Genomic DNA, 12,594 nt, shown 5'->3' on the forward strand with positions numbered 1-12,594 from the left:
TGGCTTGCCAGCGATTGCGGTGTATCAGGCAAAGCAGATTCAGCTGGCAGTCGCCAACAACAGATCCGCCACCGAACGATGCCCACGGTTCTTGCCATGCTCATACAGCGAGCCGGCAATCTCGTCAGCACGCACCGGCAACACCGACAGCAACGTATCACTCAGACCATGGCTGGCCTGGCAGAAGCCCTGCATGTACAGACCGGCCTTGCAGCGTTCGTCGGTGATCAGTTTGTAGTTGCGATCGACCTCGAAATCACCGAGGTATTCTTCCAGCGGTGCCAACAGTTTGCGGTGCATCTGCCGCTCGTAACCGGTGGCCAGGACCACGGCGTCATAGAGGCGCACGGTGACTTCGCCGGTGGCGTTGTTGCGCACCGCCAGTTCGATGCCGCGCTCGGTGGCGGTGGCACTTTCCACTGTGGTCAGGGTACGGAACGCATGACGGGCGATGCCCGAGACTTTCTGCCGATAGAAGATGCCGTAGATGCGCTCGATCAGGTCGATGTCGACCACTGAGTAGTTGGTGTTGTGGTACTCGTTGACCAGCCGCTCACGCTCGGCGCTGTTTTGCTGGAACACCAGATCGGTGAACTCCGGGGAGAACACTTCGTTGACGAACGGGCTGTCATCCGCAGGCTTGAGGGCCGAACCGCGCAGGATCATGTCGACCTGCACCGACGGGAACGAATCGTTCAGATCGATAAAGGCTTCCGCCGCGCTCTGCCCGCCGCCGATGATCGCGATGCTCATCGGCTGGTTGTTCACACACGGCTGTCTGGCCATCTGCGACAGATACTGCGAGTGATGGAACACGCGGCTGTCACCCTTCAGCGCCTTGAACGCCTCCGGAATACGCGGTGTGCCGCCGGCGCTGACCACCACCGAACGCGCAGTGCGCACCAACTGCTGGCCTTCGCTGTCGCGGGAGATCACGCGCAGCGCTTCAACCTGATGGTTGTGCAGCACCGGTTCGATGGTCAGCACTTCTTCGCCATAGCGGCTCTGCTCGGTGAACTGCCCGGCGACCCAGCGCAGGTAGTCGTTGTACTCCATGCGGCACGGGTAGAAGGTGCCAAGGTTGATGAAGTCCACCAGACGGCCGTGAGCCTTCAGGTAATTGACGAACGAGTACGGGCTGGTCGGGTTGCGCAGGGTCACTAGATCCTTGAGGAAGGAAATCTGCAATTCGCTTTGGGTCGACAGGGTGTTGCCGTGCCAGCTGTAGTTGGCCTGCTTGTCGAGGAACAGCACATCCAGCTCGCCGTGGGTCGGGCCGCGCTCTTGCAGAGCGATGGCCAGCGCCAGGTTCGAAGGGCCGAAACCGACGCCGATCAGGTCGTGAACGATGGGCGATGCAATTGCCTGAGTCATTTCCAGTGTCCTCTGGATGAACCCCTCAACAAGGGGAAAGGAGAGCCTAAGTGACCCGACTGGCCTTGAGCAGGACAGCAGGTCGTCTGTTGAGTAGGAACGAGGACAGTGAAATAAAATTTAGCGATGGCGGCTCAATGGGCATCCCATTGCTTGATGCGCAGACGGCAATGCTTCATCGCATTGACGATGTGTTTTTCCACCAGTGCCTTGGAAATTCCCAGCTGTTCGGCAATCTGCGGGTGCGACAGGCCTTCGATCTTGCGCAGCAGAAAACTGTCGCGGCACAGCGGCGATAATTCCGCCAGGGCGCGCTGGAGCATCTCCAGACGCTGGCCGTGATCGAGAGTGCCATGGGGCGACGGGGTGAAATAGCGCTCTTCGCTGTCGAGCACTTCCAGTGGCTCGACCTGGCGCAAGGCGTTGCGCCGATGATCGTCGATCACCAGATTCAACGCAGTGCGATAAAGAAAGGCTCGGGGCTGCTCGATGGGCGTGTCGCTGGAGCGTTCCAGAACCCGCACATAAGCGTCATGCACCACATCTTCGGCGACCTGACGGTTGCCGAGCTTGGCGTTCAGGAAACACACCAGCTCGCGATAGTAGTTTTCCAACATGACTCCCGGCCGCATCGATGCGGATTCGATCCTTGAGCACACTGATCGACGGCCCGCGAACACGGGTAGCAAGATAGTGGCAACTGAGGTGCGTAATTTATAGTAATTCTCATATAGATTTAAAGTGGCGTTTGTCGTTGCCCGCTAAATAGTGCCGTTCCATACCTGTAACATCCTGTGTCTTCGCTTAAATTCCCCCGCGCATTCATCGTTTACAGGACAGCTCCCCGTGTCTGTCGCGCCCTGCGACAGCGTTCTGCGGCTGCGCGCTGTGGCGTGCAGCCGGACAACGGGCCGAATTCCACTGGCCGGAACCCTGCATGAAACGTCCCCGCCCCGCTCGACGCGCCCTGCTCGCAGTCCTTTGTCTGATTCCTGTTGTTGCCTACGCCGCATGGCAAATCATGCCTCCGGGACGCGACCGTTTTGCCACCGTGCAAGTCAGTCGTGGCGACATCGAAAGCAGCGTCACCGCACTGGGCACCCTGCAACCGCGCCGATATGTCGATGTCGGTGCGCAGGCCTCCGGGCAGATCCAGAAAATTCATGTCGAAGTCGGTGACGTGGTCAAGGAAGGTCAACTGCTGGTGGAGATTGATCCGTCCACGCAGAAGGCCAAACTCGACGCCGGGCGCTTCTCGATCGAAAACCTCAAGGCGCAATTGCAGGAGCAGCGCGCCCAGCATGAACTGGCGCGGCAGAAATATCAGCGCCAGCAGAATCTCGTGGCCGGCGGCGCCACCCGTGAAGAAGACGTGCAAACCGCCCGCGCCGAACTGAAAGCCACTCAGGCGCGCATCGACATGTTCCAGGCGCAGATCCGCCAGGCTGAGGCGAGCCTGCGCAGCGATCAGGCCGAACTCGGCTACACGCGGATCTACGCGCCGATGGCCGGCACCGTGGTTGCCCTCGACGCCCGCGAAGGCCAGACCCTCAACGCGCAACAGCAGACGCCGCTGATCCTGCGCATCGCCAAGCTGTCACCGATGACCGTGTGGGCCGAGGTTTCCGAGGCCGACATCGGTCACGTCAAACCGGGAATGACCGCCTACTTCACCACCCTCAGCGGTGGCCAGCGGCGCTGGAGCAGCACCGTGCGGCAGATTCTGCCGGTGCCACCCAAGCCGCTGGACCAGACCAGCCAGGGCGGCGGCAGCCCAGCCAGCAGCAGTAAAAGCGGCAGCGCCCGCGTTGTGCTGTACACGGTTTTGCTCGACGTCGATAACGCCGACAACGCCTTGATGGCCGAGATGACCACCCAGGTGTTTTTCGTCGCCAATCAGGCCAAAGGCGTGCTCACCGCGCCGGTCGCCGCGCTGCACGGCAGCACCAGCGCCAACCTGCAAACCGCTCAGGTGGTGGCGGTCAACGGCGAGATTCAGCAGCGTGAGGTGCGCACCGGTATCAGCGACCGGCTCAAGGTGCAGATCGTCGACGGCCTCAACGAAGGCGATCACCTGTTGATCGGCCCGGTCGACGGCAGCGGAGGCTGAATGCAAACGCCTCTGATCGACCTGCAGGACATTCGCAAATCCTACGGTGGTGGCGATGCACCTGAAGTGCACGTGCTGCGCGGCATCGACCTGTCGATCCACGCCGGTGAATTCGTGGCGATTGTCGGCGCTTCCGGCTCCGGCAAATCGACCCTGATGAACATCCTCGGCTGCCTCGATCGGCCGACGTCCGGCGAGTACCGCTTTGCCGGAGAAAATGTCGCCGGCCTCGACAGTGACGAGCTGGCCTGGCTGCGCCGCGAAGCCTTTGGATTTGTGTTCCAGGGCTATCACCTGATTCCGTCCGGCTCGGCCCAGGAAAACGTCGAGATGCCGGCGATCTATGCCGGTACCCCGGCCGCCGAGCGTCACGCCCGCGCCGCCGCCCTGCTCGACCGACTCGGCCTGGCCTCGCGCACCGGCAACCGCCCGCATCAGTTGTCCGGTGGCCAACAGCAACGGGTGTCGATTGCCCGGGCGTTGATGAACGGCGGCCACATCATCCTCGCCGACGAACCCACCGGCGCCCTCGACAGCCACAGCGGCAAAGAAGTGATGACGCTGCTCGATGAACTGGCGAGCCAGGGCCACGTGGTGATCCTCATCACCCACGACCGCGAAGTCGCAGCCCGGGCCAAACGCATCATCGAAATCCGCGACGGCCTGATCATCAGCGACAGCGCCCGCGACAACCCAGAAGCCCAGACCAGCGCCAACCCCGGCGCCCTGCAAGCGGTGGATCTGCGCAAGCGCCTGATCGAAGGCGCCGAAGCCACCGGCGCCTGGAAAGGCGAACTGGTGGACGCTCTGCATGCCGCGTGGCGGGTGATGTGGATCAACCGCTTTCGCACCGCACTGACCCTGCTCGGTATCATCATCGGCGTGGCGTCGGTGGTGGTCATGCTGGCGGTCGGTGAAGGCAGCAAACGCCAGGTGATGGCGCAGATGGGCGCCTTCGGTTCGAATATTATTTACCTCAGCGGCTCGGCGCCCAACCCACGCACGCCGCCGGGGATCATCACCCTCGACGATGTGCACGCGCTGGCCAGCCTGCCGCAAGTGCAGCGGATCATGCCGGTCAACGGTGCCGAGGCCGGCGTGCGGTACGGCAATGCCGACCACCTGAGTTACGTCGGCGGCAACGACACCAACTTCCCGGCGATCTTCAACTGGCCGGTGGTGCAAGGCAGTTACTTCACCGAGGCGGATGAGCAGAATGCTGCAGCCGTCGCGGTGATCGGCCACAAAGTCCGCAGCAAACTGCTCAAGGATGTGCCGAACCCGATCGGCCAGTTCATCCTGATCGAGAATGTGCCGTTCCAGGTGGTCGGCGTGCTCGCCGAAAAAGGCGCCAGTTCCGGCGACTCCGACAGCGACAATCGCATCGCCATCCCTTATTCGGCGGCCAGCGTCCGGCTGTTCGGCACACGCAATCCGGAATACGTGGCCATCGCCGCCGCCGACGCGCGCAAGGTCAAGGACACCGAGCAGGCCATCGAGCAACTGATGCTGCGCCTGCACAACGGCAAGAAGGATTTCGAACTGACCAACAACGCCGCGATGATCCAGGCCGAGGCCCGCACCCAGAACACCCTGTCGCTGATGCTCGGCTCGATTGCGGCGATTTCGCTGCTGGTCGGCGGCATCGGCGTGATGAACATCATGCTCATGACCGTGCGCGAGCGGACTCGCGAGATCGGCATTCGCATGGCCACCGGCGCCCGCCAGCGCGACATCCTCCGGCAGTTCCTCACCGAAGCGGTGATGCTCTCGGTGGTCGGCGGCATTGCCGGGATCGCCCTGGCGCTGATCGTCGGCGGCGTGCTGATCCTCAGCGAAGTGGCCGTGGCTTTTTCCTTGATGGCGGTACTCGGCGCGTTCGGCTGCGCCCTGGTCACCGGTGTTGTCTTCGGCTTCATGCCTGCCCGCAAAGCTGCCCGGCTCGACCCGGTCACGGCCCTTACCAGTGAATGATCGATCTATGAAACCGCGCCTCAGCCTGTTGACCGTGTGCCTGATCCTCAGTGCCTGCGGCAGTCCCGTTCAACGCCCGGACAGTGGCGTGCAAACGCCAGCTGCCTGGCAGTCGCCCCATGGCGCCAGCGTTGCCCGCAACAACCCGCAGTGGTGGACGCAATTTGGCAGCCCGGAACTGGATCGTCTGATCGAACAGGCTCGCGTCGGCAGTTTCGACCTCGCGGCCGCCGTTGCTCGCGTGCGTCAGGCGCAGGCGGCCACCGTCATCGCTGGCGGCTCACAGTTGCCGGAGGTCAAGGCCGGACTGAATGCCAATCGGCAGAAACTGCTGCGCGGCAATGGCTACAGCCAACTCGATGCCAACAGCAGCAACAAGGCGGTGGACTATTTCGATACCAACCTGAGCGCCACTTACGAAATCGATTTCTGGGGCGGCAAACGCGCATCGCGCGACAGTGCGCAGTTCGCTCTGCAGGCCAGCGAATTCGACCGGGCGACGGTCGAGCTGACATTGCTCAGCGGCGTTGCCAGCACGTATGCGCAAACCTTGTCGCTGCGCGAGCAGAGCCGCATCGCCGAACTCAATCTGGCCAACGCGCAAAGCGTGCTGAAACTGTTGCAGACGCGGTTTGATTCAGGCTCGGCAACTGCGTTGGAACTGGCGCAACAGAAGAGCCTGGTCGCGGCCCAGCAATGGCAACTGCCGCGCGTGCAACAGCAAGCCCAGGACGCGCTGATCAGCCTCGCCGCCCTGCTTGGTCGACCGGTGCAGCAACTGTCGGCGACAGAGTCCTTCGATCACCTGCAATGGCCAGACATCGCCGCCGGCGTGCCCAGCGAGTTGCTCACGCATCGTCCGGACATCGCACGCGCCGAAGCACAGCTGGCCGCCGCCGAGGCAGACGTCAAAGTCGCTCGCGCGGCCATGTTGCCGGCACTGACCCTGACCGCCCAACTCGGCTCGGGCGCCAATCAGTTCGACGATTTGATTCGCAGCCCTTTCTACAACCTGACCGCCGGACTGGTCGCACCGATTTTCAATAACGGTCGCCTCGGCGCTGAACGCGACAAGGCCTCTGCGCGCCAGCAAGAGCTGCTGGAAACTTACCGTGGGGCGATCATCAACGGTTTCGCCGATGTGGAAAAAGCGCTCAACAGCATTCGCCGCCTGGATGAGCAGCGGTTGTGGCAGAACGAAGAACTGAATCAGGCGCAGAACGCATTCGACATCGCCCAGAGCCGCTACCAGGCCGGCGCTGAAGACTTGCTGACCGTGTTGGAAACCCAGCGCACGCTGTACGCGGCCCAGGATCAACATGCACAACTACGGCTGTCACGAGTGCAGGCGAGCATTGCGTTGTACAAGGCGTTGGGTGGGGGTTGGCAGGCCCGGTAATTGCAGCGTTTGACAGATTGCTTTCGCGAGCAAGCCCGCTCCCACATTTGAACGCGTTCCATCAGTAAGAATGCGTTCTCATGCAGGGGTCAGCCCGGACATTATTGTCTGACACATAACCCTGTGGGAGCGGGCTTGCTCGCGAAGAACGATAACGCAGCCCTCAAGTCGGGCTGGTTTTAGGCTTCAGATTGCGCGCATACCATGGCCGTTGCGGCACGCGGCGGAACAGGCCGGCGAGTTTTTCCTCGTCGGTGATGAAGGTGATGCGCAGCGCCAGCTTCATGGTTTCCGGATCCATCTCCACCGACTTGCCCACCTGCAATCCCGGCGTGGTACTGCAACCATGGGTGATCGGCCCGAGCCACGGGTCGTCGACTTCTACCCAGCGGCCTGGGGCAAACCATGGCACGCCATTGACCTGCAGCCGCGTGACTTCACCCGGATGGAAGCGCTCATGGGCGCGGAACCAGTCCTCGATGCGATCATCGATCCAGCCATGGAAATGCCAGAACGTCGGGTTGACGTGGGAAGAAAACGGATCGCCGAGGAAATCGTTCTCGGCGTTGTACCAGCGGGCCGCGAAGTCCGCCGGATCGCGGGCAAATGGCACCGGCTGACCGTTGGACGGATCGCGTGGCACGGAGGCCCAGCGCATGTGCAGCCAGTCATGCAGGCCCAACTCGACTTCGGAGCCGAACTGGCCGAGGGTAAGCCGGGCCAGATACGCCGGATCGCGGTACTGCGACTCCCAGACCTGAAAGTTGCTTTCGTAAGTCTCGGCAGTCTTGATGTCGCTGACCCACTGGCTGAATTCGTCATCACCCGCCGCTGTCCAGGTCGGCGGCAAGGCCGTGCCGTCGTGGTTGTCGAAATAGCGGGCGAAGCCGACGCGGTCGCGGATCAGCTCCGGCTGCGGCAGCGGGAAAAACTCCCAGGATGGCAATTCCTGCATCGAGCGCGCCGTCCCGAGCATGTGCCGGTGCATGAAGAAAAAGTCCACGCCCGAGCCATTGCGATCCTTGCGCGGGCCACGGGCATCGCGCTCCTTGTCGCGCGGGCCGGGCTGCCAGCCAATGCCGCGCAAGGCTTCGCGTTTGTCCTCGGGCAGTTTGTGCCACTTGTCCCGGGTCGCATGCCACAACTGGTGAAACAGGCGATGCTCGGGAGAGATAAGCCACGCCAGCAACGTCGGGTTGAGCGGCGTGCGCTCGCGCGCTTCGGGAAACAGCCGCTTGACGGCGACGAAGCGGTTGTCCTGCTCCGGCAAGGCCAGCGCTCGATCCAGGCGCAAAGCCTTGCCGCTGAGGGTGCCACTGCCGGCATTGCCGAAGTCGGCCCAGACCTCATCGAGGATCATCTCCAGCTCATAGCTGATCTGGCCGTCGGCACCGATCAGGCGCCAACTCAACTTCGCCGCATCGGCTATCGCGAGGTCGCCCAGAATTCGATAACGCGGTGTTTCAGCGGAGCGCAGGCGCTCGGGCGTGTCGAGAAAACCGCACACGCCGCGCCCCTTCTGGCCGATGTCGAGAAACACTTGCAGACCCTTGAGCGGCAAGCCCTCGAGGCCGGCATCGGCACCTTCGAAACGGATATCCCACACCCCGCGCAACGCATTCGCCAGGCGCTGTCCGGCCATGTCGGCGACGTCGAAAGACGCTTCGCCCGGGGTGATCGTCGGGTCCGGCTTCGTCCATTCACGATGCCCGAAATACGCCGCAGGCACGGCAGCGCCGGTCAGCGCCAGGCCCGCCATGAACCATCGTCGAGAAATCTTCATTGCCCTACCTGTGTCAGCCATGAAGCAGGCTTTATCCAAGCTAGAACGTTTGTTGCCCCGACAAATTTAACGCGCCCGGCGATGATGACTTGTGGCGAGGGGATTCATCCCCGATGAGTTGCGAAGCAACTCCCATCCGACGCTGGCGGCGACACCAGAAGGGACAGCGCTGGCAGGCTTTGCGAGCGCTTCGCACTCGATCGGGGATAAATCCCCTCGCCACAGCACCAGGCTTAAATTTTGCCGCCAACCACTCGTTCTTCCCAGATAGCGAAGGCCCCCGCGCCTGCACCTCGATGGCGAACCTGACTGAGATGGCAATGACAAAACCACGTTCGAAAAAGGCTCTATTCATCGGCCTGCCGTTGGCCCTGGCGATCAGCGCCGGCGCAGGCTTTGCCGTGTGGCATCACTGGTTCAAGGACGACCTCGGCTACCCGGCCAAAGTCATGAAGCAGGCCGATGAGCTGCACGAACGCATGCTCTCTTTCGACAGCCATGTCAGCCTGACGCAAAATTTCGGCACTGACGGCCACGAAGCCGACAAGGACGGCGACGGCCAGTTCGACCTCGCCAAGGCCAACCGCGGGCGCCTGTCCGGCGCCGCGCTGACCATCTTCGGCTGGCCGGAAATGTGGAACGGCCCGAACGCTCCGCACAAGCCGACACCCGGCTTCGTCGACGAGGCGCGCAATCAGCAGGAAATCCGCTTCAAGATCATCTCCGGGATGGTTCGCGACTACCCCAATCAGGTGGCCATCGCCTACACACCCGATGACTTCCGGCGCTTGCACGGCGAAGGCAAATTCGCGATTTTCATCAGCATGCTCAACGCCTATCCGCTGGGCCACGACCTCAACCTGCTGGACCTGTGGACCGCGCGCGGCATGCGCATGTTCGGCTTCAGCTACATCGGCAACAACGACTGGGCGGATTCGTCGCGACCGTTGCCATTCCTCAATGATTCGCCGGACGCCCTCGACGGCCTCTCGGATCTGGGCAAGCAGGCGGTCAAGCGCCTCAACGATCTGGGCGTGATCATCGACGTCTCGCAAATGTCGACCAAAGCCCTCGAACAAGTTGCGCAACTGAGCCGCACGCCGCTGGTAGCCTCGCATTCGGCGCCACGTGCGATGGTCGACATTCCGCGCAACCTCAGCGACAAGGAAATGCAGCTGATCAAAAACAGCGGCGGCGTGGTGCAGATCGTCGCGTTCTCGCAGTACCTGCGTCCGCTCACCCAGCAAACCCAGGACAAGCTCAACGAGATGCGCAAGGACTTCGACCTGCCGCCGCTGCCGAACCTGGCGATGGCGCTGATGCCGGGCGACCCGATCATTGCGGCGTGGTCCGAGCAGAAGTTCGGCCAGTACGCCAGCCGCCTGTACGGCATCCTCGAAGAAGAACCGAAAGCCAGCCTCAAGGATCTGGGCGATGCCATCGATTACGCGGTGCGCAAGATCGGCATCGACCATGTCGGCATCAGCTCCGACTTCAACGAAGGTGGTGGCGTCAAAGGCTTCGAGAACGTCGGCGAAATTCGCAACGTCACCGCCGAGCTGATCTCACGAGGTTACTCCGAAGCGGACATCGCCAAGCTCTGGGGCGGCAACTTCCTGCGGGTCTGGGATCAGGTCGAGAAAGCCGCGAAACCGGCACTGGCCGCCGCGCCGGGAACTGCCAAGCCATGAGCAATCGTCGTGAGTTCTTGAAGCAGGCGGGGATTCTCGCGGCGGCGCTGCCACTGGGCGCGAGCCTGCCGAATGTCGCCGGTGCCGCGAACGCCGCGCCCGTGACCGGCAACAAGTGGACGCGGTTGCAGCAGCTGTTCGACCAGGATCCGGCGTATCTGCACTTCTCCAATTTCCTGATTACCTCGCACCCCAAACCAGTGCGCGAGGCGATTGAGCGGCACCGCGCCGCCCTCGACAAAAATCCCGGCCTGGCCATGGATTGGGACCTCGGCGTGATCGAACAGCGCGAGGAGAACGTGCGGGTCTGGGCCGGACGCTACCTGCAAGCCGACGCCAAACAGATCGCCCTGACCGGCAGCACCACCGAAGGTCTGGCGACGATCTACGGCGGCGTGCACGTGCGCCCCGATCAGGAAATCCTCACCACCGAGCACGAGCACTACGCGACCCACACCATCCTCGCCCTGCGTAGCGAACGCGACAGCACCCGGGTGCGCAAAATTCGCCTGTTCAAGGATTCGTACAGCGCCAGCAAGGCAGAAATCCTTGCTGCCATCGACGGCGCCATCCGCCCCGAAACCCGGGTGCTGGGCATGTGCTGGGTGCATTCGGGCAGCGGCATGAAACTGCCCATCGGTGAAATCGGCGCCATCGTCGACCAGCACAACCGCGGTCGCAGCGACGCTGACCGCATCGTTTACGTGGTCGACGGGGTGCATGGCTTCGGCGTGGACAACCTGAACTTCGCGCAGATGAACTGCGACTTCTTCATCGCCGGCACCCACAAGTGGATGTTCGGCCCACGTGGCACCGGCATCGTCTGCAGCCGCTTCGCCGAGGTCAGATACGTCACCCCGATCATTCCGACGTTCTCCGAAGCCACGGCGTTTTCCACCACCATGACGCCCGGCGGCTACCACTCGTTCGAGCACCGCTGGGCGCTGGACGAAGCGTTCAAATTGCATCTTGAGCTGGGCAAGGCCGAGGTCGAGGCGCGTATTCACGCGCTCAACAGTTACCTGAAACAACGCCTGCAGCAGCGTCCGCAGATCGAACTGGTCACGCCACTGAGCCCCGAACTGTCCGCCGGTTTCACCTTCTTCCGGGTCAAGGGCAAGGACAGCGACAAGATCGCCGCGCACCTGATGGCCAACCGCGTGGTGGCCGATGCCGTGCACCGTGACGTCGGCCCGGTGATCCGTACCGCACCGGGGCTGCTCAACGACGAAGCGCAAATCGACCGCTTGCTGGGCGTGCTCGATCAGGCCCTTTGACCCGGACGCTCCTTTTTTTCCTTTTAGCGAGACTCGCAATGAACAGTGAACTGCGTCGATTTTCCTTGAAGGCGCTGCCGGCGCTGATGCTCACCGCCCTCACCGCCCTCGCCGCCGGCCTGCTGCCGGGTGCCGCGCAGGCCGCCACCCCGCCTGCGCCGGGCAAGGTGTTCAAGGACTGCAAGGACTGCCCGGAAATGGTCGTGCTGCCCACTGGCACGTTCACCATGGGCACCCCGGAGGATGAGGTCGGCCGCGAGCCGGACGAAGGACCGATGCACCCGGTGACGTTTGCCAAACCGCTGGCGATCAGCCGTTTCCAGATACTGCGCGGCGAGTGGGACGCCTACCTCAAGGACAGCGGCTACAAGATGCCCGACGGCGACACGCGCCCCGGTCGCGCGTGCAAGGCCGGGATCCCGGATTATCAGGGCAGCGACCCGCGCAAGCAGTACACCGACAAGCACCCGGCGGTGTGCATGGATTTCCCGGAGGTCGAAGCGTACGTGGCCTGGCTGTCGAAGAAGACCGGCCAGCAATACCGGCTGGTCAGCGAATCGCTGCGTGAATACGCCGCCCGCGCCGGCAGCACCGGGCCGTTCCCTTTCCCGTTTGACGAAGGCAAGGAATACAGCATCGCCAAACACGCCAACACCTACGGCGCCGCCGATGGCTACAACTTCACCGCGCCGGCCGGCAGCTTCCCGGCCAACGCCTTCGGCGTCTACGACATGCACGGCAATATTTATGAGTGGACCGCCGATTGCTACAACGAGAACTACGTAGGTGCGCCAAGCGATGGCAGTGCCTGGCTGAGCGGCAAGTGCGAAGTGCGGCGCATCCGTGGCAACGACTGGGGCGAGGCACCGGTGTTCTCGCGCTCGGGCAACCGCAACGCCACCTACACCGACACCCGTGGCGACTGGATCGGCTTCCGGGTCGCCCGCGATCTGTAACGCCATCGCCCGGCTAAATTAGCCGTCCTG

The 12,594-nt window shown here is 62.8% G+C and carries 9 protein-coding genes; 6 read left to right on the forward strand and 3 right to left on the reverse strand.

Annotation, left to right across the window (positions count from 1 at the left end; translation table 11 throughout):
• Nucleotides 1-39: 39 nt before the first annotated feature.
• Together AC3WMV_RS14135 and AC3WMV_RS14140 are read right to left on the reverse strand one after the other, a co-directional pair.
• Nucleotides 40-1,374 carry a lysine N(6)-hydroxylase/L-ornithine N(5)-oxygenase family protein gene (locus AC3WMV_RS14135; protein WP_103369050.1) on the reverse strand — a complete coding sequence of 445 codons (1,335 nt, stop codon included), beginning with the start codon at nt 1,372-1,374 and terminating at the stop codon, nt 40-42.
• A gap of 134 nt (nt 1,375-1,508) precedes the next feature.
• Nucleotides 1,509-1,991, reverse strand: a complete 483-nt coding sequence (locus AC3WMV_RS14140; RefSeq protein ID WP_027614027.1) for a sigma-70 family RNA polymerase sigma factor — start codon at nt 1,989-1,991, stop codon at nt 1,509-1,511.
• Nucleotides 1,992-2,311: 320 nt separating this feature from the next.
• Between AC3WMV_RS14140 and AC3WMV_RS14145 the strand changes: the two genes are divergently transcribed.
• Genes AC3WMV_RS14145 through AC3WMV_RS14155 form a run of 3 tightly spaced genes read left to right on the forward strand, consistent with a single transcriptional unit; the run spans nt 2,312 to nt 6,857 of the window.
• Nucleotides 2,312-3,484, forward strand: coding sequence for an efflux RND transporter periplasmic adaptor subunit (locus AC3WMV_RS14145; protein ID WP_103369049.1), 1,173 nt, complete (start codon nt 2,312-2,314; stop codon nt 3,482-3,484).
• Nucleotides 3,485-5,458, forward strand: coding sequence for a MacB family efflux pump subunit (locus AC3WMV_RS14150; protein ID WP_103369048.1), 1,974 nt, complete (start codon nt 3,485-3,487; stop codon nt 5,456-5,458).
• 7 nt (nt 5,459-5,465) lie between these two features.
• The gene (locus AC3WMV_RS14155; RefSeq protein ID WP_103369047.1) at nt 5,466-6,857 is read left to right on the forward strand and encodes an efflux transporter outer membrane subunit; all 1,392 of its coding nucleotides are present in this window, start codon (nt 5,466-5,468) and stop codon (nt 6,855-6,857) included.
• A 163-nt stretch (nt 6,858-7,020) separates the two neighbouring features.
• Here the strand turns inward: AC3WMV_RS14155 and pvdP are convergent, their stop codons facing one another.
• Nucleotides 7,021-8,640 (reverse strand): pyoverdine maturation tyrosinase PvdP, encoded by a 1,620-nt coding sequence (pvdP, locus tag AC3WMV_RS14160; protein WP_103369046.1) that lies wholly within the window; start codon nt 8,638-8,640, stop codon nt 7,021-7,023.
• A gap of 320 nt (nt 8,641-8,960) precedes the next feature.
• On the opposite strand from pvdP, the gene pvdM reads away from it, so the two are divergent.
• The 3 genes from pvdM to pvdO are packed head-to-tail and all read left to right on the forward strand — an operon-like array spanning nt 8,961 to nt 12,564.
• On the forward strand, nt 8,961-10,331 hold the full coding sequence (pvdM, locus tag AC3WMV_RS14165) for a pyoverdine-tailoring dipeptidase-like protein PvdM (protein ID WP_103369045.1): 1,371 nt from the start codon (nt 8,961-8,963) through the stop codon (nt 10,329-10,331).
• Complete coding sequence (gene pvdN, locus AC3WMV_RS14170) at nt 10,328-11,608, forward strand: pyoverdine-tailoring periplasmic protein PvdN (RefSeq protein ID WP_103369044.1); 1,281 nt, start codon at nt 10,328-10,330, stop codon at nt 11,606-11,608. The genes pvdM and pvdN overlap by 4 nt, the downstream gene beginning before the upstream one ends.
• A 38-nt stretch (nt 11,609-11,646) precedes the next feature.
• Complete coding sequence (gene pvdO / locus AC3WMV_RS14175) at nt 11,647-12,564, forward strand: dihydropyoverdine dehydrogenase (RefSeq protein WP_103369043.1); 918 nt, start codon at nt 11,647-11,649, stop codon at nt 12,562-12,564.
• The last annotated feature ends 30 nt before the right edge of the window (nt 12,565-12,594 follow it).

It is taken from the genome of Pseudomonas sp. FW305-3-2-15-E-TSA4, assembly GCF_058787295.1.

Coding starts and splice junctions, on each gene's coding strand:
- pvdO (WP_103369043.1), top strand. CDS start 11,647: ATGAACAGTGAACTGCGTCGATTTTCCTTGAAGGCGCTGCCGGCGCTG.
- pvdM (WP_103369045.1), top strand. CDS start 8,961: ATGACAAAACCACGTTCGAAAAAGGCTCTATTCATCGGCCTGCCGTTG.
- AC3WMV_RS14145 (WP_103369049.1), top strand. CDS start 2,312: ATGAAACGTCCCCGCCCCGCTCGACGCGCCCTGCTCGCAGTCCTTTGT.
- pvdN (WP_103369044.1), top strand. CDS start 10,328: ATGAGCAATCGTCGTGAGTTCTTGAAGCAGGCGGGGATTCTCGCGGCG.
- AC3WMV_RS14140 (WP_027614027.1), bottom strand. CDS start 1,991: ATGTTGGAAAACTACTATCGCGAGCTGGTGTGTTTCCTGAACGCCAAG.
- AC3WMV_RS14135 (WP_103369050.1), bottom strand. CDS start 1,374: ATGACTCAGGCAATTGCATCGCCCATCGTTCACGACCTGATCGGCGTC.
- AC3WMV_RS14155 (WP_103369047.1), top strand. CDS start 5,466: ATGAAACCGCGCCTCAGCCTGTTGACCGTGTGCCTGATCCTCAGTGCC.
- pvdP (WP_103369046.1), bottom strand. CDS start 8,640: ATGAAGATTTCTCGACGATGGTTCATGGCGGGCCTGGCGCTGACCGGC.
- AC3WMV_RS14150 (WP_103369048.1), top strand. CDS start 3,485: ATGCAAACGCCTCTGATCGACCTGCAGGACATTCGCAAATCCTACGGT.